The following is a 26,922-nucleotide window of genomic DNA, read 5'->3' on the forward strand; positions in this document are numbered from 1 at the left end:
CAGCGATGATGCGCTCGATCGCCTCGCCCCGTATCGCAGTTCTCGACATTGGCAAGACCAATCTCAAACTGCTAGTGGCGAGCGAGGACGGCTGGCCGCTCGAAACACATGCGCTTCCAAATGTGCCGATGACTCAGGGCTCGTACCTCGCCTATGACCTTGCCGGGTTAGAAGAGTGGTTTCTCGATACCCTTGCCGTCGTGTCTCAACGCCATGCCATTGGAGCCGTGATCGTGGCTGCGCATGGATGCGGTGCGGTTCTCGTCGACGGTGATACGCCAGTGCTGCCGATGATGGACTATGATGCCGTCTCTCCACCGGCAATCGATGAAGCATATGCGCGAATCGCGCCCGGTTGCGATGAAGTGTTTTGCGGAATCGGAGGGGCGATGCGGCTAGGAAAACAGCTGCTGTGGCAGGAAAGCGCGTATCCCCTCGAATTCGCCCGCGCAAAAACCTATCTGACCACCGCGCAGTTTTTTGCCTTGCGGCTTGGCGGACGTGCGGCCAGTGAAATCTCACAGCTCGCGGCTCAGAGCCATATCTGGGACCTCATCCACCAGCAGCCTTCTTCTCTTATGCGCAAGCGCGGCTGGAGCCATCTGCTGCCCGAATGCGTACCCGCCGGCGAGGTGCTAGGGACGGTTTCGGAATCCGTAGCCAGGCGCTCCGGCCTGGCGCAATCGACCGAGATCCTCTGTGGCGTCCATGATTCCAACGCCAACCTGTTCCGCTACAAGGCCGCCGGCATGGCCGATGCCACGATCCTATCGACCGGTACCTGGATGATCGGCTTTCAGCGCGGCCTCCCCCTGGACAAACTCGATTGCACGCGCGCGATGGTTCTCAATATCGATGTCGATGGCGAGAATGCACCTTCGACATTGATCGCGACCGGCCGCGAATACGACCTGATCCGCGGGAACAATTGTGCTTCCGATGCAGCCGTCCTTGCCGCATTGCCCACCCTGCTGTCGAGGGGAACCCTGGCGCTCCCCTCATTCGTCGGCGATGATGGACTGTTTCCGGGCGCGGCTCGCCGCGGACGGGTCATCGGACCGCCCCCCGAAACGCCTGCCGAATGGCAGGCACTAGCGGTGCTCTACGCAGCATTCAGCGCAAACCGCTGTCTTGATGCGCTCGAGAGCTCACAACGCATAGTCATCGATGGTGGCTTTGCCGCAAACCTGCCCTTCGCCCGTTGCCTTGCGACTTTGCGATCCTCGCAGAGCGTCTGGGTGAGTCGGTCTCCGGACGGAACGGCGCTTGGCGCTGCGCTGCTGTGGCGGCGGTTCTCGCGTACGCTGCCGGTTTCGAGTGTGATCCTTGAAGCCGTCACATCACTCAGCAACGATGGGTTCGAACCGCGCGACCTTTCCGCCGCCTACCAGTCCTGGATCGCTTTCTCGGAGCCGTCTTCATGACAGACCATAATCATGCCGATCTCCGCCAAGGCATTGTCGATACCTGCAGGGAGATGAATCGAAACGGCCTCAATCAGGGCACATCCGGCAATCTTTCGCACCGGATTCCAAACGGCATGCTGATCACGCCTACCAGTCTGCCCTATGATCGGATGCGGCCAGACGACGTTGTCGCGATGGATTTTGCCGCGAACTACCAGGGCAACCATCGGCCTTCATCCGAATGGCGCTTTCATCGCGATATTCTGCGAGCACGCGAAGACGTCAACGTCGTGCTGCATACGCATTCCACCTTCAGCACGATTCTCGCCGTTCATGAGCGTGGCATTCCCTGCTTCCACTATATGGTTGCAGTTGCGGGTGGCAACGATGTGCACTGTACGCCATATGCTTGTTTCGGCACTCAGGCACTATCGGACTACGCCCTCAAGGCCCTCGAAGATCGCAACGCTTGCCTCCTTGGCCATCATGGCTTGATCGTAACGGCCCAAACGTTCGAAAAGGCGCTTTGGCTCGCCGTGGAGGTGGAGACGCTGGCGAAGATGTATGTCCATGCGTTGGCTATCGGCGAGCCGCCGCGCCTCAGCGACGCTGAAATGGCGCAGGTACATCAGCAGATGAAACGCATGGGATACGGCCAGGCGCCTGACCTTGACGATGTCGGCGATGTTCCGCGCGCCCTCCCTGAGTCGAAACGGACGGCACATTGATGGTGGATTTTCGCGGACAGCTGCCACCAAGTTCGCTCAGCACCGGCCACGCAGAACGAAGGCCGAGGCCGGATGTACGGGTTTGACCGTCACAGCCCTTGGGCAGAAGACGTGCGCGAACAATCAGGCTTGCCCGCTTCACCGCTCAAGAGATCAACGACTTAGCTTGTCGATCGGCTCCGCGCAATTGCGGCAGGATACGCCGCCCTCACCGGGAGAAGAACCTCGTCATCGACGCAGACCTGATCCCGGGCGCCGATGGCGCGTCGCCTTTTTCGCGCGTGCGGGGCAGACAAACAATCACCTGCATGGAGCGAAACTATCAAAGTTTAATGCGTTCTGTCGTTCTCATCGATCAAATTGGGGACGGGTTCTGAGTTATTAGGCGACCAATGCAGGCAGGATTTGCGTTCTCCAAGCTCGCCGACCGGTTGGCGAGCCTCACTCCCGTAACGGCTGACGATCTCCACCTGCTCGCGGACATGGCAAGCACAATCGCGCATCTCAGTTCGCGTCAGGCCGTTTTGCGGCATGGCGATGATACCACCCAGTGCTGCCTGCTGCTTCAGGGATATCTGTCCTGGCAGGATGCAGAGAGTGCGGACGGGCAGATCACGTCAATCCATGTTCCCGGTGACATCGCCGATCTACACACGCTTTATCGTCCGCGCGTTGACGGCAACCTGATCGCACTCGGCCCGGCCATCGTCGCTCTCGTGCCACACCGCTTCTTTCACGATTTGTCCGCGCGTTCGCCCGCGATGTCTCGCGCATTGCTGCTGATGCTGCTCACCAGCCACGCCATTCAGCGCAACTGGACGGTGAACCTGGGCAGCCGTGATGCATTGACGCGTGTTGCGCATCTGCTGTGCGAGATCACTACCCGCCTGCAAAGCGTCGGCTTGGCGAGAGATCTCAGGTTGCCATCACCCTTTACCCAATCGGACCTTGCGGCAGCGTGCAGCATTTCCCCAGTGCACGCCAACCGCACAATTCAGGAACTGCGACGATGCAACCTCCTGCAATGGCAGGGTAAGACGGTAACGATCACGGACTGGCCGGGACTCGTGCGGCTCGCAAGATTCGATCCGACTTATCTGGGGATTCCGTCCAGCCGCGACGATGCGTCGTCCTCGCGTCTCAGGCCACTTACGGCGGACCTTGCGCTCGCTTGAGCCCGTTTCGGACGACACCTTGACGGATTGCGGAGCGTGCAATCAGGGCCTGCCGCGCTTCTCCAATGACATCATCCCAATTATCTGGCGTCCTCTGATGAAACAGCCGCAGGCTCGGATACCAAAGGGAGTGGGACTCGGATGACGGCCAGCGCCAGTCGCAATCCGCATGCAACAAGACCCACGCATCACAGCCGAGTGCTCCCGCGAGATGGGCCACCATGGTATCGACGCAAATGAGCAGATCGAGCCGCTGGAGGAGATGACCGAGAACCGTAATGTCAGGCGTGCTGACGTCCCTCGCGCCGATCTCGGCCAGTTCGCGCGCTCGGGCCCCGCGTTGCAGCGAGCAGAGCGTCACGCCGGGAACGTCAAGTTGCCCCAACAGGGACGGCGGGATGGTCCTTCGTTTGTCCCAGTTGCCGACTTCCCAAACCAGACCGACGGCAAGCCTTCGCAGTCCAAGACCTGGAACTTCAAGACCTGGAACTTCGAGACCTCGAAGTTCAAGACCTCGCACTTGCGCAAGTGCTGGCGCGACCGCCGGCGGCAGCGATACGTAAGGTGCCCGCATCTCGACGTGCTCCCGCCCCGCCCTTATGGCATGCGGCACCTCCATGATTTCGACATCGACTTCGAAGTCGACCTCAGGCGTACCATCATGGAGCGCAAAGGCCCGATCGACGCCAGCCGTTCGCTCGACCAGCGGCAGAAGCTCGCCCTGGCACCAGACCGTGACCCGGCGCGCGACGTCACGAAGCGGCCGCATGAAGCGCAGGAACTGGATGGTGTCGCCGAGCCCGTGGTAGCAGCGGACCAGCACATCCTTGCCCGTCAGCTCCTCGCCGCGCCAGATACGCTGCAGGTGACGAGGCCCGGTGTGCTTGGGTGGATACGCAAGCATCGCCAGATCGCGGTCGCTGATCGCCCAGGCACGTTCGAAGTCGCCTGCTCGCATCGCTTCCGTCCAACTAACCGACACTCGCGGTGATCCGATCAACGCCGCACGAATTTGTGAAAACGGCTCATCTTGCCATCCTTGGTGCGGTCCTGGTGAAGGAACGCGATGCCGGTCTCGTCGAACTTCGCGAAGAATTCGTCCCAGCTGATCCGGTCGAGACCTTCGTCGGGCGGATCGAAATCGATGCGCAGGATACCGGCGTGTCCGTCCTCCTCGGTAGCCTTGACCGTCGCGGGCTTTCCGCCGCGTTCCTCCGCCCATTTCCTGATCACGTCATGGCTGGTGGTCTGCTGGGCTTCGCTGGTTTGTGATTTGGTTGACATGTCACACCTCGACTGCTGACAAAGAGCGAGCGACGAATAGGTCGTCGCGTCAGACTGTTCGCCGTGAACGCCGGACGGAAGGATTTGTTCTTTCGTGGTGTCGGGCTCTCTCAGAGCATCATCTTCTCCATCTTCATCATGGAAGCTTTTAGTTCCCGCCAAACTGCTCGGGATTCTATCCCAGGTTAAGGGCGCGAAATTTTTTTGGCCGGAATCTGACGTAGTGCCGTGAGTTCAGGAACGAACATACGTTCCTCACGTTCGCCGACGTACTTACGTCAACACTGCAAGTCTTCAACACTGCAAGTCTTTAACACAGTACGTCTTCAACACTGCATGCCTTAACGCTGCACGTCTTCCGGAGGGCCTAGATCCATGCATTCTCGTCTTCAGGACAGGCGGCGCGTGCGCGTCGGCATCGTCGGTGTCGGCAATTGTGCGAGCTCCTTCGTTCAGGGGCTCTCCTATTACCGGGACGCCAAATCGAATGAGCCGGTGCCTGGGCTGATGAACGCCGATCTCGGCGGCTACCACATCAGCGACATTCAGGTCGCGTCGGCCTTCGACGTCCATGCCGGCAAGGTCGGACGCGACGTGGCCGAGGCAATCTTCGCAGCGCCGAATAACACGCACCGCTTCTCCGACGTCGCGCCCACCGGCGTCATGGTCCAACGTGGCCCTGTCATGGACGGCGTCGGCCAATATCTCAAGGACGACGTTCCGATTGCGGATGTTCCGGAAGCCGACGTCTCCGAGGTGCTCGCGACGTCGCGCACGGACGTGCTTGTGTCCTATCTTCCCGTCGGTTCGCAGCGCGCGAGCGAATTTTACGCCGCGCGCGCGATCGAGGCCGGCTGCGGCTACGTCAATTGCATCCCGGTCTTCATTGCCTCGAATCCCGACTGGCGGCGGCGATTCGAGGATGCAGGCCTGCCGATCGTCGGCGACGACATCAAGAGCCAGGTCGGCGCCACCATTCTGCACCGTGTGCTCGCCAATCTCTTCCGCGAACGCGGCGTGCGGTTGGACAGAACCTACCAGCTCAACGTCGGCGGCAACACCGACTTCAAGAACATGCTCGAGCGCGAGCGGCTGACGTCCAAGAAGATCTCCAAAACCCAGGCCGTGACCAGCCAGTTCGATGTGCCCATGGATGCCGATAATATCCATGTCGGCCCGAGCGACCATGTGCCGTGGCTGACCGACCGCAAGCTGGCTTTTATCCGCCTGGAAGGCACGACGTTCGGCGGTGTTCCCTTGAGCGCGGAGGTCAAGCTCGAGGTCTGGGACTCCCCGAACTCGGCGGGCGTCGTGATCGACGCGGTCCGCTGCGCCAAGCTCGCCATGGACCGCGGGCAGGCCGGCGCGCTGACGGGGCCGTCGAGCTATTTCATGAAGTCGCCGCCTCAGCAGTTCACGGACGAGGAGGCCGGACGGCGAACGCGCGCCTTCATCGACGACAAGGCGTACGCCTGATGGCGGAGATCATTCATCTGATCCGCCATGGGCATCATGCCCTGCTCGGCCGCACGCTCTGTGGCCGGATGAAGGGCGTAGAGCTCGATGATCTCGGCTGCGAGGAAATCGCGCGATGCGCCGATACCTTCACGCCGCCGCCGAGCATGGTCCAGTCGAGCCCGCAGCGGCGCTGCATGCAGTCGGCCTGCATCCTGGCGGCGCGCTTCGGCTTGCCAGTCGAGATCGTGCCGGCACTCGACGAGCTCGACTACGGCGAATGGACCGGACTGTCATTCGAGGCGCTCGCCGGGGACCCCCGATGGTCGCGCTGGAACGAACAACGCGGAACGAACCGCCCGCCAGGCGGCGAAAGCATGCGGTCGCTCCAGAAGCGCGTCGTCGCCCATCTGGAACAGGTGCGCAATGATCATGGCAGCGGCACCGTCGTCGTCGCCGTCAGCCATGCCGAACCGATCCGCGCGGCGCTGCTGCACTATTCCCGGAAACAGATCGACGACTTCCTCTCGATCGAGATCGACCCCGGCAGCGTCAGCACCCTCAGCGTGGACAATCGCGGACTCAAGATCACCGGGATCAATCAACGGGTGCCAGCGTGAAGATCGTCATTTTCGGCCTGACAATTTCCTCGTCCTGGGGCAACGGTCACGCCACCTTGTGGCGAGGGCTTTGCAAGCATCTCGCGCGAGCCGGCCACAGCGTCGTCTTTTTCGAGCGCGACGTGCCCTACTACGCCGGCGCGCGGGATTTGCACGAACTGCCCGGCGGCCAATTGCGACTGTTCCCGAACTGGGACGATGTGCTTCCTTTGGCGCGCAGCGACATTCGTGATGCCGATGTCGCGATCGTGACCTCCTATTGTCCCGACGCGATCACCGCGACGGAGCTCGTCCTGTCCGAGGGTCGGGCGGTGCCCGTGTTCTACGATCTCGATACGCCGGTCACGCTGGCGAAGCTGATGGCTGGCGAGACCGTTCCCTACATCGGGCCGTGCGGCCTGCGGGATTTCGCCCTGGTCCTGAGCTTCACCGGCGGTCCACGCATCTGCAACGAATTTCGCGACAGGCTTGGCGCTGGCAATGTCCGTCCGCTCTACGGCCATGTCGATACGGACATTCATCGGCCGGTGCCGTCGCAGCCGCATTACCGTGCGGATCTGTCTTATCTCGGCACATATTCGCAGGATCGCCAGCGCGCTCTCGAGGCTCTCTTCGTCGAACCCGCACGTAGCAGGCAGGATCGGCGCTTCCTGATCGGGGGTGCACAATACCCGGAAGATTTTCCCTGGTCGCCAAACATTTACTTCGTGCAGCACTTGCCGCCGTCTGAGCACGCGTCGTTCTTTGCGTCGTCCCGGCTGACACTCAACGTCACGCGCCAGGCCATGGCGGAGATGGGCTGGTGCCCCTCCGGCCGCCTGTTCGAAGCCGCTGCCTGCAAGACCCCGCTGCTCAGCGACGACTGGCCGGGACTCGATGAATTCTTTGTACCCGGGCAGGAGATCCTGATCGCACGCGATGCGAAGGACACGCTCGCCGCGTTGACGATGACCGACGCCGAGCTTCAGCACATCGCCGGGCGCGCATATGAACGGACCATGGATCAGCACACATCCGACAAGCGCGCAGCCGAACTGATTTGGCTGTTCGAGCAGACGGCATCCCTTGGCGCGCGCCGACAGCAACCCGAGGAGGCCTGATCATGTGGGGCATCGTTCCGGCCGCGGGCCGCGGCAGCCGCATCCAGCCGCTTGCCTTCTCCAAGGAGTTGCTTCCGGTCGGAAGCCAACGGGACGACGGCATCGACCGTCCGTGCGCGGTCTCCGAATATCTGCTGGAGCGGCTGATCCTTGGGGGCGCCGACAAGATCTGCTTCGTGATCTCCCCCGGAAAATCGGACATCCTCGAATATTTCGGCGATCATTACGGCAGCGCCCAGCTCGCCTATGTCGTGCAGCCCGATGCGTCGGGGCTGTGCGATGCCGTGTTCAGGGCGGGCACGGTGGTTGGCCACGACGAAGACATCCTGGTCGGACTTCCGGATACCGTCTGGTTCCCAAAGGCGGCCCTGCAGGCATTGCCGGCCGCTGACCTGTCGTTTCTGCTGTTTCCGGTTGAACACCCCGAGTTCTTCGATGCCGTCGTGCTCGACGGCGACCGCGTCACGGAGATCCAGGTCAAGCAGCCGGATGCGGCGTCGAAATGGATATGGGGCGCCTTCAAGATGTCCGGCAACGGATTTCGCGAACTCCAGTCGTTGTGGACGAAACGCGAGCGCCGGGATGAATATTTCGGGACGCTCGTCAATGCCTACATCGCGGCCGGCGGCCAGGGTCTCGGCGTCAAGGCCGGCGAATCCTATGTCGACGTCGGCACCATCGACGGCTACCGGACAGCAATGGCGTTGCTTGCGGAAAGCTCCGCCGGGAACGGACGCTCTCGACTGCTGGCCGGCGGTTCGCCGGAGGCAGCCCGCCCGGCCCCCGCAATGAACAATGGAGTGACCGCATGAGCAGTGGCGCCCTCTCCCGCGAGGAAATCCGCGAGCGCGTCGATGCGCTCGGGCCATGGTTTCACAATCTGGACCTTAACGGCGTGCCGACAGCGCCTTCACACTTTCTCGGCGACTATCCCAACGTGAAATGGCGCCGCTTTTCCGGGATCATTCCGGACCGCCTCGAAGGCAAGACCGTGCTCGACATCGGCTGCAATGCCGGTTTCTACGCTATGGAGATGAAGCGGCGCGGCGCCGAGCGCGTCCTCGGCCTGGACTCCGACGACGAATATCTCGCGCAAGCCCGCTTCGCGGCTGAGGTGAACGGGCTCAGGATCGAATTCCGCAAGATGTCAGCCTATGATGTCGGACAGCTGCGCGAAAAATTCGATCTCGTGATCTTCATGGGCGTCCTCTACCACCTGCGGCACCCTCTGCTGGCGCTCGACCTGATCCACGAGCACGTGGCCGGCGATCTCCTGCTGTTCCAGTCGATGCAGCGCGGCGACAGCCGCGTGGATTCCCTCGACAAGAACTACGACTTCTGGACCACCGATCAGTTCGATTCCCCGGGCTATCCAAAGCTGCACTTCATCGAGAACAAATATGCCGACGACCCCACCAATTGGTGGGTGCCGAACCGCGCCTGCGCCGAAGCCATGCTGCGCAGCGCCGGCTTTGCGATCGCGGCGCATCCGGAAGAGGAAGTCTATCTCTGCAAGCGGGTGACAAGGCCGCAGGCGGAAGGTCCGGTTTATCCGTCGCGGGAGACCGGCCGATGATCGAAGCCGCCAAGATCTGGAACGAGCCCAACAACAAATCGCACTGGGACATCCTGATCGATCCGGATTGGACCATGTTCGCCAGCCTGGCGCTCGCTGCCGGAAAGGCGATCCGCAGCGCGCATCCCACACTCCCGCGTGTGCTTGGCGGCATGTCGCCGATCGATCCGTCCTTCATGCGCAACATGCAGGCGCGCGGCGTGCTCGATCATGTCGATGCCGTGGCCGTGCACGGCTTTCCGCTGGACTGGAACCTGTGGCAGATCGCGGAATGGCCCGCCAAGATCGAGGAGATCAAGGCGGTCACCTCGCTACCGGTCTGGGTGACGGAGGTGGGAGTCTCGTCCTTCGGTGCCGAGGAGGTGCAGGCTTGGGGACTGACGCGGACCGCTGAGCTATTGACTGGCCGGGCGCCGCGGATTCACTGGTACAGCCTGTACGATCTGCCTTCGAGCTGGGAGGCGACCACGCGGCACAAGGAAGCTGAAGGCTCCTCCTACTACCGGCATTTCCACATGGGGCTGCTGCGCGAGGACGGCACGCCGAAAGCTGCCGCAGGCCTGTTCAGCCAATGTGCACCTGCGATGGGCCTGTGCCAGTGGTTTCACTTCGAGGACCACCGCCTCGATGACGCCGTGCGCTGGATGCGCCGGCTCGGCGTGCAGCATCTCAGGACCGGCCTGTCCTGGGCCGACAGCTTCCGTCCCAATGCGCTCGCCTGGTTCGATCGGCAGATGGACGCGCTGGCCGAGTTTCAGGTCACCGTGACCTTCTGCTTCACCCCGGAACATCGGGGTATCGAGCCTCATCACACCAGCCCCCCGCTCGACGTGAACGAGTTCGCGGATTTCTGCGCACAGATGGTCGAACGCTATTGCGCGAAAACCGGGCTCGTGCCGTCCGCAGCGTCTTCGCGCCCGGACATCTCGGAGCCGACATGCGTGCCCTGATCCTGGTGATGGACTCCGTCGGCATCGGCGCCGCGCCCGATGCCATCAATTACGGCGACGAGGGTGCCGATACCGTCGGCCACATTGCTGACATGTGCATGGCCGGCAATGCCGACGGACCACGCCGGGAGGGGCCGCTTCGGCTTCCCAATCTGGTCGCGCTCGGCCTTGGCCAGGCTTGCCGTCTCGCCACCGGGCGCGTACCGCCGGGGCTCGATGGCCGTCCTGAGCATGCGCGATTTGGCTGCGCGAGCGAGATCTCCAAAGGCAAGGACACGCCATCCGGCCATTGGGAGATTGCCGGCGTGCCGGTGCCGTTCGACTGGGGCTATTTTCCAAGAACCAAGCCGTGCTTCCCGCGCGACCTGATGGAGCGCCTGTGCAAACAGGCTCGATTGCCCGGCATCCTCGGGAACTGTCACGCGTCCGGCACCGAGATCATCGCCGAATTCGGCGAGCGTCACATCAGAACGGGCGAACCGATCTGCTATACATCGGCCGACAGCGTGTTTCAGATCGCAGCGCACGAGGAGACGTTCGGACTCGAACGCCTCTATGAGATCTGCCGCATTGCGCGCCGACTGATCGATCCCCTCAACATCGGGCGCGTCATCGCACGTCCCTTCATGGGCACGTCGGCAGGTGACTTCAAGCGAACAGCGCACAGGAAGGACTTTTCCGTTCCGCCGCCGGAGCGGACGATCCTCGATCTCGCCGAAAGCGCAGGCCGTGACATCGTCACGATCGGCAAGATCGACGACATCTTCGCCCATCGCGGCACCGGGAGGAACCTGCGCGGCGACGGCAACCAAGCGCTGTTCGATGCCACGCTCGATGGGCTGGCCTCTCTTGCAGAGGGCGGGACCTTGTTCGCAAATTTTATCGATTTCGATACGCTGTACGGCCATCGCCGAGATGTCGGGGGCTATGCAGCGGCACTCGAAACCTTCGATGCACGCGTTCCGGATCTGCTGAACCGCCTGCGCGACGACGATTTCCTGATCATCACGGCCGATCATGGTTGCGACCCAACCTGGAGCGGTACCGATCATACGCGGGAACAAGTGCCGATTTTGGCGTGGAGCACGCGGTCAACTTCTCCGATCGGCAAGCGCGACGGATTTGCGGACATCGGCGCGACGGTCGCGAGGCATCTTGAGCTACCGACGCCGGTTCACGGCGTGTATTTTTAGCCCGCTGCACCGGACAGATTCACCTGGGTTATTGATCCAGGTTAGAGAAATATTCGTTTGTAGGTTTCGCAGGAACGAACATTCCTTGCATCGCTTCTTATTCCAAATGTGACTGGCGCGCCGGTCGCCCGACCAGAACAGCAGCGCGCTTTCATTCTCATCACGGATTGATCCCGCAGGATCGATCTCACGGCGGCACGGAGCGGTGAATGACGCGAGTATTGATCACTGGAGGTGCGGGATTCATCGGATCGCATGCAGCCGACGCGCTGCTGGCGGCCGGCTATGAAGTCCGCCTGCTCGACAACCTCTCGCCGCAGGTCCACGGAGGCAACCGCCAGCGTCCCGCGTATCTTGCCAAAGACGCGGAGCTCGTCGTCGGTGACGTCACCGACGCTCTCGCGGTCGATCATGCGTTGCGCGGCACCGACATGGTCCTGCATCTCGCATCAGCAGTCGGCGTCGGCCAGAGCATGTACGACATCGAACCCTACGTCAGAACCAACGAGCTCGGTACCGCCGTGCTGTTGCAGACACTGTCCAAGCGCCCGGTCGCGCGGCTCGTGGTGGCCTCGTCCATGAGCATCTACGGCGAGGGCCTTTACCGGAGCGCCGATCAGAGCGTGGTCGCCTGCGAGGAGCGGGCGGTCGAGCAGCTTCGCCGCGGCGATTGGGAGCTGCGCGATGCCGCAGGCAACCCGCTCGATCCTGTCCCTACGCCGGAGACAAAGCAGCCTTCGCTGAGCTCGATCTATGCGCTCAACAAATATGCGCAGGAGCGCATGTGCCTGATCACGGGCAAGGCTTATGGCATCCCGACCGTGGCGCTACGCTTCTTCAATGCGTTCGGGCCACGTCAAGCCCTGTCCAATCCGTATACCGGCGTGCTGGCCATCTTTGCCGCCCGGCTGCTCAACGGCCGTCCTCCCCTCGTCTTCGAGGACGGCCGGCAGCGCCGCGATTTCGTCCATGTCCATGACGTTGCCCGCGCCTGCCGGTTGGCGCTGGAGGCGGAGCACGCGCAGGACGTCTTCAACGTCGGCTCGGGCCAGAGTCGCACCATTCTGTCGGTCGCGGAGGATCTGGCCGAAGTCATGGGGCGCCGCGACATTGCGCCCGAGCTGACGCGGAAATATCGCGCCGGAGATATCCGGCACTGCTTCGCCGACATGGGAAAATCCCGCGACGTGCTCGGCTTCGAGCCTCGCGTCGCATTCAAGAACGGGCTCGAAGAGCTGGCGGAATATCTCGCCGACCAGATCGCTGACGATCAGGCCGAGCGAGCCACCAAGGAACTGCAGCAACGAGGATTGGTCGCGTGATGAGTGAACGAGACAACAGACCCGTCCTGATCACCGGCGGCTGCGGGTTTATCGGTTGCAACCTCGCCGATCGCCTCGCGGAGCGTGGCGAGCCGGTGCTGATCCTGGACAACCTCGCCCGCGCCGGCGTGCGGGAGAATGCGCAGTGGCTGAAGTCTCGGCATGGCGACCGGGTCACAATCACCGTCGCCGACATTCGCGAGCCGATCCCGGTGATCGACACGGTACGCGAAGCCCGCGCCGTGCTGCACTTGGCCGCCCAGGTCGCCGTCACCGACAGCGTGAGCGATCCGGCCGCCGATTTCGAGATCAACGCGCGGGGCACATTGAACGTGCTCGAAGCCGTGCGGCTCCACAACAACGCCGCGCCGATCGTGTTCGCCTCGACCAACAAGGTCTACGGACGCCTGATCGACGATGGCGACATCGCGCTCACCGGCCGCCGCTACACGCCGACAAGCGGCCTGCTCACCGCCGGCATCTCGGAAAATGCGCCGCTCGACTTCTACAGTCCCTATGGATGCTCCAAGGGAACGGCGGATCAATACGTCCACGACTATGCGCGGGTCTATGGCCTCCAGACCGTCGTGATGCGGATGAGCTGCATCTATGGGCCCCGTCAATTCGGCACGGAGGATCAGGGCTGGATCGCGCATTTCCTGCTGAGCGCCATCCGCAACAAAGAGCTGACGATCTATGGCGACGGCCATCAGGTCCGCGATGCGCTTCACGTCTCCGACGCGGCCTCGGCCTGGCTCGCCGTGCTCGATGGCATCGCGCTCGCCGGTGGACGCGTCTTCAATCTCGGCGGCGGTCCGGCCAACGCAATCAGTCTGCTGGAATTGATCGACCGCATCACCGATCTGACCGGCCGCAAGGTGGCCTATCGCTTTGCTGATTGGAGGCCGGGGGATCAGCCCTGGTACGTCACCGACACGCGCGCGCTCTCCAGCGCGCTCGGCTGGGCGCCTCAGGTTTCGTTCGCAGACGGCCTCCGATCCCTTCACACCTGGCTGGACGGCCGGTTCGGATCGTCACAAGGCAACCGCGAGGCGCTGGCATGACGCGTGTTGCCCTCATCAATCCAAACTGGGATTTTGGCGGCAGCATCTATTTCGGCTGCCGATCCCCTCACCTTCCGCTCGAACTCGGGATCTCCGAGCATTACCTGAAGGCGGCCGGGCACAAGACGCTGCTGCTCGACGCCCACATGTTCGATCTTTCCCTCGCCGATATCGAAGCCGAGCTGCGCGCGTTCGGCCCCGACCAGATCGTCATCACGACGGCACCGACCTATCTGTTCTGGCGCTGTGCCCCTCCCGAGCTCCGCGTTCCGCAGGAGCTCGCGATGGCGGTGCGCGATTTGGCTCCGATCCTCATCGCGGTGGGCCCGCATGGCTCGACTGTGCCAAGGACCGCGCTTCGAAAGCTCGGCACCGACATCGTCGTGATGGGCGAGTGCGAGGCGTCCTTGCTGCGTCTCGCCAATGGCGAGCGGGACTTTCCGGGCCTGTGCTTCGCCGATGGCGCATCGCTCCGTGTCAATGGCGGCCCGCAGGCCGTCGCGTTCAAGGATCAGCCGCCGCTCGACTGGCCGGAGGAGATGATCCGGCGGCACCATCATCACCATCATCGTTTCGAAGCCGAGCCGCAGGCGCCGGGAGCCGAGGTCGAGTCGTCCAGGGGATGTCCGTACAACTGCACCTTCTGCGCCAAGGAGAATTTCCGCAACGCTTACCGCAAGCGGCCTGCCTCCATCGTTCTCGAAGAGATCGACGGCCTGCGTCATCAGGGCATCGAATACGTCTATTTCATCGACGAGATTTTCCTTCCGAACGCGGAACTGCTGGAAGGGCTGACCACACGCGGGCTGAAGTTCGGAGTGCAGACCCGCATCGACCTCTGGAGGCCGGATATGCTGGCTCTGCTCGGCCGCGCCGGCTGCGTCTCGATTGAAGCCGGCATCGAGAGCCTGACCGTCGAAGGACGCGCCGCGCTCGCCAAGAACTGCAAGATGACGACCGACCAGCTTGCCGAACGGCTGGTCGAAGCGCGCCGTCACGTTCCTTTCGTGCAGGCCAATTTGATCGAAGTCCCCGAGGATGATGATCCCGTCGTGCAGCGCTGGCGCCGCACCATGCAGGATGCCGGCATCTGGGCCAACGATCCGGTCCCGCTGTATCCCTATCCGGGCTCGCCGGATTATCGAAAGCTGTGGGGCGAGCCCGACGATTTCGCCTGGGAGCGCGCACACCGGCACTATCTTGCGATGTTCGACCAGTTCAGCGACGTGCAGAACGATCGCCCGGTCCCGCTCGAGGCTCTCGAACTGCAGGTGACATCATGAGCCGCAGCTCGCAGCTCAGGATCCTGATGACGACCGATACCATCGGGGGCGTCTGGACCTACTCGTCCTCTCTTGCTTCGTCCCTTGCTGCGAAGGGCGCCGACGTCACCCTGGTGATGATGGGCCCCCGCGCACGGGCCGGCCAGCTTGAGATGCTGCGTGGCTCGCGGGTCCGCCTGATCGAAACGGACCTTGCACTCGAATGGCAGGACCCGGACGGACAAGATCTGGCCCAGGCCAGGCGCGTCCTTGCGAAGCTCGAAGCCGGAATCCGGCCTGACGTCGTTCACCTCAACAGTTTTCGCGAGGCGACCTTCGCCTGGCGCGCGCCGGTGGTGGTCGTCGCGCATTCCTGCGTCAACTCCTGGGGGCTCGCCTGCCGCGATACGAGCTGGCTCGGCGAACCGAAATGGCGCGGCTACACCGAACGGGTGACCGCCGCACTCGACACCGCACAGGCCTGGGTTTGTCCCAGCCAGTCCTTCCACGACGACATTGCGGAAATCTATCGGCCTCGCTCGCGCGGCATCGTGATCTGGAATGGAATTGGCCCTCAGGGTCTCGCGGGACGGAAGCAAGACATGATCTTTGCGGCGGGCCGGCTCTGGGACCGCGCCAAGAACATCGAGGTCCTGGCGACTGCCGCGCCTGGGCTGGACTGGCCCGTTCAGGTGGCCGGGCCGGTGAACGAGTGCCCTTCGGCTTCCGTCACATGGCTCGGGCATTTGCCTCACGAAGCCATGCGCGCGCACTTGCAGCACGCCGCTATCTTTGCCAGCCCCGCGCTCTATGAGCCGTTCGGCCTCTCCGTTCTGGAAGCCGCGGCGGCGGGATGCGCTCTCGTCCTGTCCGACATTCCCACTTTCAGGGAATTGTGGAGCGGGGCCGCGCTGTTCGTCGACCCCACCGACAGCAAGGCGCTGCATCGAGCACTCGCGGATCTGTGCACCGACGATCGCGAGCGAGTGCGGCTGCAACGTGCCGCCTTTGAGCATTCCCTGACCTACTCGCTGGCCCGAACCACGAGCGCCTATCTCAGCCTCTACGAGGAGCTGCTTGCTGACCATCACGCGCCTGCCCCCATGGAGGTACGCGCATGAAATGCGTTCTGTTCTACCACGCGTTCACCTCCTGCTGGAACAACGGCAATGCCCATTTCCTGCGCGGCTATGCCCGCGAACTTCACGCGCTCGGTCATGAGGTCGTCGTGTTCGAGCCGATCGACGGCTGGAGCCGATTGAATGCGATCCGCGAGGGTGGCAGTCAAACGATGGAGGATATTCCAACGCTATTTCCCGGCATCGGCATCCGCCGCTACGATGCCTCCCTTGATCTTGATGAAGCCTTGCACGGCGCCGATCTCGTCGTCGTCCACGAATGGAATTCGCCTGATCTAATCGCAGACATCGGATCGAGACGGGCTCACGGCGCTCCGTTCACGCTGCTGTTCCACGACACCCATCATCGCGCCGTTAGCGCACCGGACGAACTTGCGCAGTTCGACCTCGACGGCTTCGACGGTGTGCTCGCCTTCGGCGAGGTCCTTCGTCAAATCTATCTGAAGCTCGGCTGGGCGGACCGGGCCTTCACTTGGCACGAGGCGGCCGACATCGCCCTGTACCATCCGCTGCCGCATGTCGAGCGCACCGACGATGTCGTCTGGATCGGAAATTGGGGCGACGGCGAACGCAGCACCGAGCTCAACGAATTTCTGGTCGAACCCGTGGCCGAGCTGAAGCTGCGCGCGGGGGTCTATGGCGTCCGCTATTCGGACGGGGCGCTCGACACCATTCAGGCGGCAGGCATTCGGTATGGCGGCTGGCTGCCCGCACACTGGGCTCCCATCGCTTTCGCCGGCGCACGCGCGACTGTCCACGTTCCCCGCGGCCCCTATGTCCGCTTGCTTCCGGGCATTCCAACCATTCGCGTCTTCGAGGCGATGGCCTGCGGCATTCCACTGGTCTCGGCCCCCTGGTCGGATGCGGAAGGCCTGTTCCCGGAAGGTGCCTATCTCGGCGCCTCCGACGGCACCGAAATGAAGCGGGCGCTTCGTGCGCTGCTCGATAACCGGGAGTTATGGTCCTCCACCGTGGAGACCGGACTCCGGACAATCAAGGAACGTCACACCTGCCGTCACCGGGCGGAGCAGCTTGTCGGCATCGTGCAGGACCTCCGGGCCACAGGCCACTCCAAAAAGCCCCTGCGATACATCGGAGCCTCCGCATGAAGATCTGCTTCTTCGGGTCCAGCCTCGTCTCATCCTACTGGAACGGTGCTGCCACCTATTACCGCGGCATGCTGAAGGAGATTGTGGCCCTCGGCCACGACGTCACATTCTTCGAGCCCGATGCCTTCGAGCGCCAGGCCCATCGCGACATCGACGATCCGGACTGGGCGAAGGTGGTGGTCTACGCCGCGACGCCCGACGGCTGGCGAAGCTCGCTTGAGGAAGCGGCCCGCTCGGCCGACATGCTGGTCAAGGCCAGCGGCGTCGGCGTCTTCGATCGGGAGCTGGAGAACGCGGTCGCCGAAATTCCGTCGAATGCGATGCGCATCTACTGGGACGTCGATGCCCCCGCGACGCTGGAGTCGGTGGCGGACAATCCAGACCATCATCTGCGCCATGCGATCCGGTCCTACGACATGGTTTTGACCTATGGCGGCGGCGATGCTGTCGTATCCGCTTATCGCGGCATCGGCGCGCGAGACTGCGTGCCGATCTACAATGCGCTCGACCCCGCCACGCACTTTCCGGCGCCGCCCAATGCGCACTTCACCTGCGATCTGAGCTTGCTGGCAAACCGCCTCCCTGATCGCGAGCAGCGCGTCGAGCGGTTCTTTATCGATGTCGCCTGCCGATTGCCGGACAAGACGTTCGTGCTCGGTGGATCGGGGTGGGACTCGAAAGACACGCCAGCCAATCTGCACAAGGTCGGGCATGTCGGGACCGGCGACCACAACACGTTTTTCGGCTCCGCTCTGGCTACGCTGAACGTCAATCGCGATAGCATGGCCCGCTACGGCTTCTCGCCGCCAACGCGCGTGTTCGAAGCCATCGGTGCCGGAGCCTGCCTGATCACCGACCAGTGGGACGGCATCGATCATTTTCTCGAACCAGATCGCGAGGTGCTGGTGGCCGCGAGCGGGGCCGAGGTCGCAGAGCATCTTGCCGCACTGCACCTCGACCGGGCTCAGGCGATCGCAGCGCGCGCTCGTGCGCGCATTCTGAGCCATCACACCTACCGGCAGCGCGCGCGCCAGTTCAACGATCTCTTTGCCGCAAGCAGTTCGCGAATCGAGGCAGCAGAATGAACCTCACCATCGTCGTCGTCGGTCTTTCGGTTACTTCGTCCTGGGGCAACGGCCATGCCACGACCTACCGCGCCCTGATCGAAGCCCTCGCACGACGAGGTCACCACGTCACATTTCTCGAACGCGACGTCCCCTGGTATCGCGAGCATCGCGATCTTGCCAAGCCTTCCGCTTGGACCGTCGAGCTTTATCAATCCTTGAAGGACATCCCGCAGCGTTTCGGCAAGATAATCCGCGATGCCGATCTGGTGGTCATTGGCTCCTACGTGCCCGACGGCATCGCGATCTCCGAATGGATCACGACCCACGCCCGGGGGATTACCGCCTTCTACGACATCGACACGCCGGTCACGCTTGCCAAGCTCGAGCAGGGCCTGGACTATCTTTCCGCGGCGATGATCCCGCGCTTCGACCTTTATTTGTCCTTTGCCGGCGGCCCGGTGCCCGGCATGATTGAGGAGAACTATGGCAGTCCGCTGGCGCGGGTGCTGTATTGCAGTGCCGACACCGACATCTACGCGCCACAACGCGTGGAGAAGAAGTGGGCATTAGGCTATCTCGGAACCTATAGCGAGGACCGGCAACCGGTTCTGGAGCAGTTGCTGCTCGCCCCCGCTCGCACTCTGTCACGCGAGCAATTCGTCGTCGCCGGCGCGCAATATCCCGATGAGGTGGTCTGGCCCGCCAATGTCGCCCGGATCGAGCACCTCACGCCGAGACATCATCCGGGCTTTTACGCAGAGCAACGCTTTACGCTAAACGCCACCCGCGCCGACATGCGCGCGCTCGGCTTCTCGCCCAGCGTTCGTCTGTTCGAAGCGGCCGCGTGCGGCACGCCCGTCATCTCGGACCGGTGGCCTGGAATCGAGACCGTCTTCGAGCCTTTCCGGGAAATCCTGCTCGCATCGAGCCCCCGCGACGTCGTGGAGATCCTGCGCGACATGCCCGAGGAGCGGAGGCGCACGATCGCGGAAAACGCACGGCGGCGCGTTCTGGCCGACCACACCTCCGACCATCGCGCCCGGCAAGTGGAGACCTACTACGCCGAGGCATCGGTCCGTCGCCGTCGGAAAGCCCCGCAACTTCCCGCCTCGCGTCCCATGCAGGTCGCTCAAATCTGAAAGGCACCACCATGACACTTCAGACCCGCATCAACGCGTCCCGCCGCTCCCCCACCGTTCTGGTGGCCGGCGGCGCCGGCTTCATCGGATCCCACCTCTGCGACTCGCTTCTGCAGCGCGGCCACACCGTGATCTGTCTCGACAACCTGTTTACGGGAAGGATCGACAACATCCGGCCGCTGCTCAATCATCCGAATTTTCGCTTCATCGAACATGACGTGCGCGATCCCGTCGAGATCGACGGCGACATCGACCGGATCTACAGCCTCGCCTGCCCGGCGTCGCCCCGTCACTATCAGAAGGATCCGGTCGGCACGATGAAGACGTGCGTGCTCGGCACCATCAACATGCTGGAGCTCGCGCAGCGGAAAGGCGCGCGGGTGCTGCAGGCATCAACCAGCGAGGTCTACGGCGATCCGGAGGTCCATCCCCAGCCGGAAACCTATCTCGGCAACGTCAATCCGATCGGGCCCCGGGCCTGCTACGACGAGGGCAAGCGGGCCGCGGAAACGCTGATGTTCGATTACCATCGCATGTACGGGGTCGAAATCAAGGTCGCGCGCATCTTCAACACGTACGGACCCCGGATGCTGGAGAATGACGGACGCGTGGTCTCCAACTTCATCGTGCAGGCACTTCGCGGAGAGCCGATCACGATCTATGGAGGTGGTACGCAGACCAGGAGCTTCTGCTTCGTCGACGATCTCGTGCACGGCCTCCAGCTGCTCATGGAGAGTTCGTCTTCGATTACCGGTCCGTGCAATCTGGGAAATCCCCACGAGGTCACCATCGAGGCCATTGCGCGCGACGTGCTGGCGTACACGGAATCAATTTCCCCGCTCCGGTTCGAGGAGTTGCCCAAGGACGATCCAAAGCGCCGCAAACCGGTGATCGACACAGCCGTTCGAGCGCTGGGATGGCGCCCGCGCGTGGCGCTCAAAGACGGTCTCAAGGCGACGATCGCCTATTTCGCCATGCGCATGGCCGGGGAAGCGCCGGCACTCGTTCCGGCCATTGCACCGCGCAGGAGCGGACGTACCGGGGCACGCGGCAAGCTGACGATCGCCGATCGGCAGTGATCAGCGGAACTCCTCGCGAGCCCTCAAGCCCGTGAAGCAGCCGCGCCGCGGACCGACTTGCAGAGGTTCTCGAGATGGTACTGGTATTCGGAGATCGCGCGGTTCGCCATCCGGATCCGATTTTCCTGGCCTTCCTGGACCATCATGGTGATGCGTTGGGCTAGAAATACGCACGCATCGAATTCATCGTGGATCGCTCCACTACGGGCGAGAAAGTCCCATGCGATCTCATAGGCCTGTTCGGCAGCAGGATTGCGGTAGTCGCTAAAGATGATGTGCGTCATGACAGCAAAACGCGGATGAGAGGGTTTCGGTCCTGCGAGCCCATATGACAGCGCAGGCAGCCTCGGCGGCCGATACATGCCCGTAGGAACGAACGATTCCTGCCCGTGTTGACCCCGCAGTTCCTACCGACGGCTTTTTGTTCATGGTCAAGGATCTATCGCGTGAAACGGAGAAGGACGGCACCCGGAAGCTGATGATGGCGGGATCGGGAGTGGCCGCGGTCCTGTTTGTGGGTTTCATCGTCTGGTTCGCCGTCCCGCAGATGTTCGGGGCAACGGACTATCTGGGCCGCCCCTCCACAGGAGCCGGCTGCCTCAACGATCAGCAGCGCGAACAGCTCCGCTCCATCCTCTCATCAGCGCATGACCCCGCGATGGATCGCCCGAATTTCGAGATGATGATCGGTACTTCCGTGCCGCGCCAGTACGCTGATCGCGTGCCGCCGCATCGACGGATTGTAGAGAGGACAGCTTATGCCGAAAGCAAAAGAACCTGAAAACGATCCGAGAGAAACCCCGGTCGACGATCCGCGACAGCAGACCGATTTGCCAACCCACCGGCAGACGGACCAGCCTTGGCAGGGGAATCCCGAGAAGGAGCAGATCGACCCAAAGCGTCCCCCGATTGATCTGGAGCGGTGGCAAAAATCGAATACCCACTAGCTGCGACGCACGTACCTCGTTCACGCGTCGAGCTCATGGATGGTGGGCCGCAGGTCGCCCTCATCCAGATCGAGCGTTGCCAGCGTGATCGGCAGCTTGAAGCGCCTCGGACCGGCGCTCCCGGGATTCAGGAAAAGCACTCCGTTGATCGTGTTGACCTGCACCCGATGCGAATGTCCTGCTATCACCACGTTCACACCGGTTGCCGCAGGGTCGATGGCCAGCGTCTTGAGATCGTGCAGAAGATAGAAGCAACGAGCGCCGAGGTGCACCGTTTCGGTTTCGGGATAGCGCCTCGCCCAGCTGCCGACGTCGACGTTTCCCCTGACGGCGGTGACGGGTGCTATTCGGCAAAGCCGCTCCAGAACCTCCGGCGCGCCGATATCACCGGCGTGGAGGATATGCGACACTCCCGCAAGACAGCGCTCGGCCTCCGGCCGGAGAAGGCCGTGCGTATCCGAGATCACTCCGATTCTCGTCAACATGTCAGGCCGGGATTTCAGTGCAGGACATCCATTGGCACTTTCCCGATCTCCTCACCCTCCTGGTTCGTGACCGGGATGGAAAAATGACGATTCCTGAGTTCGGGACGCTCCGCGAGGCTTTTTCTCGGACAACGCAGTCCCGCAAGCGGGGCTCCGACCGCTACGGGTCAGGAGTACAAAATCGCAGGAGATAGTAATTAGGGATGCAAAATCGCGGAATTTGGTAGCGGGAGAGGGACTCGAACCCCCGACCCCAGGATTATGATTCCCGTGCTCTAACCAGCTGAGCTACCCCGCCACAGGGTCGCGAGGGCCTGACAAGGCCGATCTCGCGAACGCGCGGCATATAAGGAAGGGGGCGGCGGGCTGTCAATCCGCCTTCGCTTCCGCTTAGCGAAAGCTTCGGCGGACATGGCCGCGGGTGGAGACGAATTGGCTTGTTTTGAGCTTAATTTCCGGCCGCACCGTCATGGCCGGGCTTGTCCCAGCCATCCACGGACTTCTTCGCTGCCGCCGAGAACGTGGATGCCCGGGCCGCGCCCGGGCCTGACGCCGAGATTGGGGGTGCGGAACAGGGCCTATTTCGGCCGTTCTGTCGGCTCCCCGCCGGGGCTGCCGGGGGGCGGGATCACGGGCATGGCGCCGTTCGTGCTGGGCGCCGGGGCGTGCATCTCGGGATCGACGCCGGAGGGCGGGCAGAGCACGCCGTCCGATTTGGCCAGCTTGTCGCCGAGCGGTTCCCGGGACTGGCCGGTGGTGGTGCCGTCGGCTGAGCGGTTCGGGCGGTCCTGCGGCGTGCAATTGGTGGCGTGCTGCGGGGATGGCGGCGCGGTTTGTTGCGGCGGCGTCGCCGGGGCGGGCGGGGCCTGCGCGATCGCGCTGCCGGAGGCGGCGATCAGGAGGCTGGCCAGAATGATGTTCGATGTGGTGCGCATGGGAGGGAAACGCGCGGGGCGCGCGCCCTGTTCCCACCCCCGAACATTACGATTTGAGGTAGCGGATCAACGAAAAGTGCCCCATCGGCGGCATCGGGCGGCGCTCCGCCAACGTAACGCCGCCATGTTTCGCGGCCCAGTCGACCAGGCGGGCCCACGGAAACTCCGGGCGCCAGCCGAGGCGGCGGGCCAAGGGCGCAAACGCGAGTTCGGAGAGTTTGCGAACACCCTTTTCGGCGCCGATGTGGTTGACCAGGATCAGCTCGCCGCCGGGCTTGAGCACGCGCACGAACTCGTCGAGCGTGCCCTCCGGATCCGGCACGGCGGTGATGACGTATTGCGCGACCACCGCGTCGAAGAAGTTTCCGGGGAAGGCGAGATTCTTCGCGTCCATCACCGAGAGCACCTCGACATTGCTCAAGCGCAGCGCACGCACGCGCGATTGCGCCTTGCGCAGCATCGGCTCGGAGATGTCGACCCCGCAGATTTTTGTGGTGCGCGCATAATCCGACAGCGAAAGCCCGGTGCCGACGCCGACGTCGAGGATGCGGCCGCCGACGCGGTCGGCCTCCGCGATGGTCGACTGCCGGCCGGCGTCGAACACCTTGCCGAACACGAGATCGTAGACCGGCGCCCAGCGGCCATAGGCCTTCTCGACCCCGGCCCGCGAGATGTCTGCTGCCATGCCCCCTGCCCTATATATTTTTTTAGCCGCGGACCGCTTCTGCGAGCGGCCTCGTCGTGCTGCTTGCGGCCTTCGCGGCGGCGCTTTGAATGAAGCCGCCGCCGAGCACGCGGGCCTGGCCGCCAGGTGCGTCGTAAAACACGCAGGCCTGTCCCGGCGAAACGCCCTCTTCGCCGGCGACGAGCTCGACTTCGTAATGGCCGTTCGCACCGCGCAGCCACGCCGGCTGGGGCGCGCGGGTCGAGCGCACGCGCACGAACATTTCGAGGCCATTGCCGATGGCGCGGTCGATGTCGCCATCGCCGATCCAGTTGACGTCGCGCAAGCTGATGCGGTGCATCTTCAGCGCCTCGCGCGGGCCGACGACGACGCGGCGGTTGGCGGCCTCCAGCCGCACCACGAACAGCGGTGCGGCGGCTGCGATGCCGAGGCCGCGGCGCTGGCCGATGGTGAAATTGGCGATGCCGTTGTGACGGCCGAGCACGCGGCCGTCGAGATCGACGATGTCACCGGGGTCCATCGCGTTCGGCCGCAGGCGGGTGATGATGTCGGTGTAGCGCCCGGTGGGCACGAAGCAGATGTCTTGGCTGTCGTGCTTGTCGGCAACCGCGAGGCCAAAGCGCCGCGCCAGCTCGCGGGTCTCGGGCTTGGTCATGTCGCCGAGGGGAAAGCGCAGATAATCGAGCTGCTCCTGCGTGGTCGCGAACAGGAAGTAGCTCTGGTCGCGATCGGCGTCGGCGGCACACACCAGCGCGCGCGAGCCGTCGTCGCGGCGGCGCGAGGCGACGTAATGGCCGGTGGCAAGCGCGGTGGCGCCCAATTCGCGCGCGGTCTTCAAGAGGTCGCGGAACTTGACCGAGCGGTTGCACTCGATGCACGGCACCGGCGTCTCGCCGAGCGCGTAGCTGTCGGCGAAATTGTCGATGACGGATTCGCGAAAGCGGTCCTCGTAGTCGAGCACGTAATGGGGAATGCCGAGCTTGGCCGCGACATCGCGGGCGTCGTGGATGTCCTGGCCGGCACAGCAGGCGCCCTTGCGATGGGTCGCAGCACCATGGTCGTAGAGCTGCAGCGTGATGCCGACGACGTCGTAGCCTTCCGCCTTCAAAAGCGCAGCCGTCGTCGATGAATCGACGCCGCCCGACATGGCAACGACGACCCTGGTATCCTCAGGACGGCCTTCGAGATCCAGACTGTTGAGCATGGGCCTTAAAGCGTTGTGGACGGCGGCGTTGGGCGATCCGCTGGGTGCTTCCGGCGGGACATCGGCGATCCCCGGGAACTGAGAGTTCCCGAAGGGCACGGCCTGCCCGGTCGAAAGCGGTTGAGAGCTGTCTCTTTAATATAGGCGGCCTTCCGGTGAAGCAATCACGGACCCCGCAAGGTTTACGGCAATTCTTGCCGAGGAGGCAGAAATGGCGGGCCTTCGAGAGGCCCTGGGGCGGGGACGCCAAATCATCAAATCATTGATTTCATTAAATAAAATTACTCAGCGCGAGGATGGCCCGCTCCTTGCTCCCTCTCATGGCGAAGATGTTTCCAAGGGGTTGCCTGTGGTCGGTCGTACGTCAGATGTCGTGGCAAGCGTGCAAGTCCCAAGCGCGCAGCAAAAGCCTGCCCGGTCGCAAGCGCCGAAAGAGAACTCCGCCAACGACTCGTTCGGCTCGCTGGTGGACAGCAACACCCAGGCGATCAGCGACAGCGCGGCGTCCTCCGCGCAGGACTCCCCGCGCCGGACCGATTCATCCTCCTCCGCCTCGGACAGGAGCCCGCGCGATCGCTCGGCGACCGACAAGCCCTTGCAGAGCAAGGCCAGCGACGACGCTGACAATTCCGCGTCCGCCAAAAGCGACATCAAGAACGACGCCAAGAGCGACGCCAAGAACGATACGACGGCTGATGCGGCCAAGGCTGATAGCAAGACCAAGGACAAGCCGGAGGCGTCCGACGCCAAATCGGCCGACAAGTCTGCGGACAAGTCCGACGAGACCAAGGGGGACAAGGCCGACGGCAGCCTTGCCGCCGTTGACGCCGTCGCAGCCGCGCAGATTGACGCGACGCAGGCCGCCGCTGTGCCCGATCCAAACGCACTCGTCGTGGCCGTGCCGGCCGATCCGAACGCGGCTACGAACCAGGCCGCCGGCTCCGCCTCCTCGCCGCTGACGATTGCCGCCGCCGGCATCGCCGCCAGCGCGTCCATCGCGGCGCAGATCGCCGGCCCCAAGACCGATACCGCGACGCCGGGCGACAAGAGCGCCAAGACCGCAAGTGCCAAGGTCGATGCCGACACTTCGGCGACGCTGGCCGATGCCGCGACCGGGACGACCGATTCGACCGCGACCGATGCCAAGACCAATGGCGGCCTGATCGCCGCGGTCGACCAGGGCACGCCAAAAACCTCGTTCAAGGCCGCAGCGATCGCGCAGGGCGCGAGCGACGTCTCCAATATCGGCCAGGACACCGGCAAGGCGAACGCCGCGCAGACCTCGGCGACAGCAGCGTCCGCCACCACGGCGCATCCGCAACCGGACAAGCCGTCCATCGATGCGAACGCGGCCGACGCCAAGGCTGGGACTTCCGACCGCACCGCCGATGCGGCACCGGCGACGACAACCAATCATGCCCATGCCGGCACGCAGGTCGCTGTCCCCACCACCGACACCAGCGCGCAGGCGGCCTCGGCCGTGCAGGCGTCGCTGACCAATACCACTTCGGCCGCGACCGCTTCGACAGCGACGCTCACGGCGACCGCGGCCACCAATACGGCCATTCCGATCAGCGGCGTGCCGATCGAAATTGCCGCCGCTGCGCGCGCGGGCAAGACCCGGTTCGACATCAGCCTCGATCCGCTCGACCTCGGCCGCATCGACGTCCGCATCAATGTCGACCGCAACGGCCAGGTCACCTCGCATCTCACCGTCGAGAAGCCGGAGACGCTGCAGATGCTGCGGCAGGACGCGCCGCAATTGCAGCGCGCGCTCGACGATGCCGGCCTCAAGACCGGCAGCAACGGGCTGTCCTTCAGCCTGCGCGACCAGAACTCGTCGGGGCAGAACTCCGGCCAAAACAACGACAATGGCGGCAATGCCCGCCGGTTGATCGTCAGCGACGACGACGCAGTTCCCGCAGCCCCGGTCGGGCGCAGCTACGGCCGCATGCTCGGATCGAGCAGCGGCGTCGATATCAGAGTGTGAGGAGTATT

28 protein-coding genes and 1 tRNA gene are annotated in these 26,922 nt (G+C 63.5%); 22 read left to right on the forward strand and 7 right to left on the reverse strand.

Annotated elements, in window-relative coordinates; translation table 11 throughout:
* Nucleotides 1–5 precede the first annotated feature (5 nt).
* From AC0L3K_RS17465 to AC0L3K_RS17480, 4 genes are all read left to right on the forward strand, one after another.
* Nucleotides 6–1,424 carry an FGGY-family carbohydrate kinase gene (locus AC0L3K_RS17465; RefSeq protein WP_007596127.1) on the forward strand — a complete coding sequence of 473 codons (1,419 nt, stop codon included), beginning with the start codon at nt 6–8 and terminating at the stop codon, nt 1,422–1,424.
* The gene (locus AC0L3K_RS17470) at nt 1,421–2,134 is read left to right on the forward strand and encodes a class II aldolase/adducin family protein (protein WP_473366492.1); all 714 of its coding nucleotides are present in this window, start codon (nt 1,421–1,423) and stop codon (nt 2,132–2,134) included. Before AC0L3K_RS17465 ends, AC0L3K_RS17470 begins: the two co-directional genes overlap by 4 nt.
* A gap of 392 nt (nt 2,135–2,526) precedes the next feature.
* A complete protein-coding gene (locus AC0L3K_RS17475) occupies nt 2,527–3,309 on the forward strand; it encodes a Crp/Fnr family transcriptional regulator (protein ID WP_007596129.1) in 783 nt (260 codons plus the stop codon).
* Nucleotides 3,310–3,571: 262 nt separating this feature from the next.
* Nucleotides 3,572–4,300 carry a hypothetical protein gene (locus tag AC0L3K_RS17480; protein ID WP_354127187.1) on the forward strand — a complete coding sequence of 243 codons (729 nt, stop codon included), beginning with the start codon at nt 3,572–3,574 and terminating at the stop codon, nt 4,298–4,300.
* Nucleotides 4,301–4,305: 5 nt separating this feature from the next.
* On the opposite strand, the gene AC0L3K_RS17485 is transcribed toward AC0L3K_RS17480, so the two are convergent.
* Nucleotides 4,306–4,593, reverse strand: coding sequence for a hypothetical protein (locus AC0L3K_RS17485; RefSeq protein WP_007596131.1), 288 nt, complete (start codon nt 4,591–4,593; stop codon nt 4,306–4,308).
* 375 nt (nt 4,594–4,968) lie between these two features.
* Here AC0L3K_RS17485 and AC0L3K_RS17490 point away from each other — a divergent pair, with 375 nt between their 5' ends.
* From AC0L3K_RS17490 to AC0L3K_RS17560, 15 genes are all read left to right on the forward strand, one after another.
* Nucleotides 4,969–6,069 carry an inositol-3-phosphate synthase gene (locus AC0L3K_RS17490; RefSeq protein ID WP_007596132.1) on the forward strand — a complete coding sequence of 367 codons (1,101 nt, stop codon included), beginning with the start codon at nt 4,969–4,971 and terminating at the stop codon, nt 6,067–6,069.
* Entirely contained in the window at nt 6,069–6,668 is a 600-nt protein-coding gene (locus AC0L3K_RS17495) for a histidine phosphatase family protein (RefSeq protein ID WP_473255903.1), read from the forward strand. Before AC0L3K_RS17490 ends, AC0L3K_RS17495 begins: the two co-directional genes overlap by 1 nt.
* Nucleotides 6,665–7,768: a CgeB family protein gene (locus AC0L3K_RS17500; protein ID WP_354127185.1), complete on the forward strand. Its 1,104-nt coding sequence runs from the start codon at nt 6,665–6,667 to the stop codon at nt 7,766–7,768. Before AC0L3K_RS17495 ends, AC0L3K_RS17500 begins: the two co-directional genes overlap by 4 nt.
* A 2-nt stretch (nt 7,769–7,770) precedes the next feature.
* Nucleotides 7,771–8,580: a nucleotidyltransferase family protein gene (locus AC0L3K_RS17505; RefSeq protein WP_473366493.1), complete on the forward strand. Its 810-nt coding sequence runs from the start codon at nt 7,771–7,773 to the stop codon at nt 8,578–8,580.
* Nucleotides 8,577–9,344 (forward strand): TIGR04290 family methyltransferase, encoded by a 768-nt coding sequence (locus tag AC0L3K_RS17510; RefSeq protein WP_473366494.1) that lies wholly within the window; start codon nt 8,577–8,579, stop codon nt 9,342–9,344. The genes AC0L3K_RS17505 and AC0L3K_RS17510 overlap by 4 nt, the downstream gene beginning before the upstream one ends.
* Nucleotides 9,341–10,294 (forward strand): glycoside hydrolase 5 family protein, encoded by a 954-nt coding sequence (locus AC0L3K_RS17515; protein WP_473366495.1) that lies wholly within the window; start codon nt 9,341–9,343, stop codon nt 10,292–10,294. Before AC0L3K_RS17510 ends, AC0L3K_RS17515 begins: the two co-directional genes overlap by 4 nt.
* Nucleotides 10,282–11,487 (forward strand): phosphopentomutase, encoded by a 1,206-nt coding sequence (locus tag AC0L3K_RS17520; protein ID WP_473366496.1) that lies wholly within the window; start codon nt 10,282–10,284, stop codon nt 11,485–11,487. The genes AC0L3K_RS17515 and AC0L3K_RS17520 overlap by 13 nt, the downstream gene beginning before the upstream one ends.
* Nucleotides 11,488–11,696: 209 nt before the next feature.
* Nucleotides 11,697–12,809 (forward strand): NAD-dependent epimerase/dehydratase family protein, encoded by a 1,113-nt coding sequence (locus tag AC0L3K_RS17525; protein WP_473366497.1) that lies wholly within the window; start codon nt 11,697–11,699, stop codon nt 12,807–12,809.
* Nucleotides 12,809–13,873, forward strand: coding sequence for a GDP-mannose 4,6-dehydratase (locus AC0L3K_RS17530; RefSeq protein WP_473366498.1), 1,065 nt, complete (start codon nt 12,809–12,811; stop codon nt 13,871–13,873). The genes AC0L3K_RS17525 and AC0L3K_RS17530 overlap by 1 nt, the downstream gene beginning before the upstream one ends.
* The gene (locus AC0L3K_RS17535; protein WP_473366499.1) at nt 13,870–15,156 is read left to right on the forward strand and encodes a TIGR04295 family B12-binding domain-containing radical SAM protein; all 1,287 of its coding nucleotides are present in this window, start codon (nt 13,870–13,872) and stop codon (nt 15,154–15,156) included. Before AC0L3K_RS17530 ends, AC0L3K_RS17535 begins: the two co-directional genes overlap by 4 nt.
* A complete protein-coding gene (locus AC0L3K_RS17540) occupies nt 15,153–16,256 on the forward strand; it encodes a glycosyltransferase family 4 protein (RefSeq protein WP_473366500.1) in 1,104 nt (367 codons plus the stop codon). Before AC0L3K_RS17535 ends, AC0L3K_RS17540 begins: the two co-directional genes overlap by 4 nt.
* Nucleotides 16,253–17,383, forward strand: coding sequence for a CgeB family protein (locus AC0L3K_RS17545; protein WP_473366501.1), 1,131 nt, complete (start codon nt 16,253–16,255; stop codon nt 17,381–17,383). Before AC0L3K_RS17540 ends, AC0L3K_RS17545 begins: the two co-directional genes overlap by 4 nt.
* Complete coding sequence (locus AC0L3K_RS17550; RefSeq protein WP_473366502.1) at nt 17,380–18,468, forward strand: CgeB family protein; 1,089 nt, start codon at nt 17,380–17,382, stop codon at nt 18,466–18,468. Before AC0L3K_RS17545 ends, AC0L3K_RS17550 begins: the two co-directional genes overlap by 4 nt.
* Nucleotides 18,465–19,589: a CgeB family protein gene (locus AC0L3K_RS17555; RefSeq protein WP_007596145.1), complete on the forward strand. Its 1,125-nt coding sequence runs from the start codon at nt 18,465–18,467 to the stop codon at nt 19,587–19,589. Before AC0L3K_RS17550 ends, AC0L3K_RS17555 begins: the two co-directional genes overlap by 4 nt.
* 11 nt (nt 19,590–19,600) lie before the next feature.
* Nucleotides 19,601–20,668, forward strand: coding sequence for a UDP-glucuronic acid decarboxylase family protein (locus tag AC0L3K_RS17560; RefSeq protein WP_007596146.1), 1,068 nt, complete (start codon nt 19,601–19,603; stop codon nt 20,666–20,668).
* 23 nt (nt 20,669–20,691) lie between these two features.
* Here AC0L3K_RS17560 and AC0L3K_RS17565 read toward each other — a convergent pair whose 3' ends face one another.
* Nucleotides 20,692–20,952, reverse strand: coding sequence for a hypothetical protein (locus AC0L3K_RS17565; RefSeq protein WP_007596147.1), 261 nt, complete (start codon nt 20,950–20,952; stop codon nt 20,692–20,694).
* 143 nt (nt 20,953–21,095) lie between these two features.
* Here AC0L3K_RS17565 and AC0L3K_RS17570 point away from each other — a divergent pair, with 143 nt between their 5' ends.
* Nucleotides 21,096–21,449, forward strand: a complete 354-nt coding sequence (locus AC0L3K_RS17570) for a hypothetical protein (RefSeq protein WP_007596148.1) — start codon at nt 21,096–21,098, stop codon at nt 21,447–21,449.
* The gene (locus tag AC0L3K_RS17575) at nt 21,427–21,615 is read left to right on the forward strand and encodes a hypothetical protein (protein WP_007596149.1); all 189 of its coding nucleotides are present in this window, start codon (nt 21,427–21,429) and stop codon (nt 21,613–21,615) included. The genes AC0L3K_RS17570 and AC0L3K_RS17575 overlap by 23 nt, the downstream gene beginning before the upstream one ends.
* A gap of 20 nt (nt 21,616–21,635) precedes the next feature.
* Here the strand turns inward: AC0L3K_RS17575 and AC0L3K_RS17580 are convergent, their stop codons facing one another.
* From AC0L3K_RS17580 to mnmA, 5 genes are all read right to left on the reverse strand, one after another.
* Nucleotides 21,636–22,100: a metallophosphoesterase family protein gene (locus AC0L3K_RS17580; RefSeq protein ID WP_473366503.1), complete on the reverse strand. Its 465-nt coding sequence runs from the start codon at nt 22,098–22,100 to the stop codon at nt 21,636–21,638.
* Between the two features lie 221 nt (nt 22,101–22,321).
* Nucleotides 22,322–22,398, reverse strand: a tRNA-Met gene (locus AC0L3K_RS17585).
* 280 nt (nt 22,399–22,678) lie between these two features.
* Entirely contained in the window at nt 22,679–23,035 is a 357-nt protein-coding gene (locus AC0L3K_RS17590; RefSeq protein WP_473366504.1) for a hypothetical protein, read from the reverse strand.
* 46 nt (nt 23,036–23,081) lie between these two features.
* The gene (locus AC0L3K_RS17595; RefSeq protein ID WP_473366505.1) at nt 23,082–23,720 is read right to left on the reverse strand and encodes a class I SAM-dependent methyltransferase; all 639 of its coding nucleotides are present in this window, start codon (nt 23,718–23,720) and stop codon (nt 23,082–23,084) included.
* 22 nt (nt 23,721–23,742) lie between these two features.
* Nucleotides 23,743–24,924, reverse strand: coding sequence for a tRNA 2-thiouridine(34) synthase MnmA (mnmA, locus tag AC0L3K_RS17600; protein ID WP_354200747.1), 1,182 nt, complete (start codon nt 24,922–24,924; stop codon nt 23,743–23,745).
* 349 nt (nt 24,925–25,273) lie between these two features.
* On the opposite strand from mnmA, the gene AC0L3K_RS17605 reads away from it, so the two are divergent.
* Entirely contained in the window at nt 25,274–26,914 is a 1,641-nt protein-coding gene (locus AC0L3K_RS17605; RefSeq protein ID WP_473366506.1) for a flagellar hook-length control protein FliK, read from the forward strand.
* Nucleotides 26,915–26,922 lie beyond the last annotated feature (8 nt).

Source organism: Bradyrhizobium sp. MI1.10 (genome assembly GCF_055811035.1).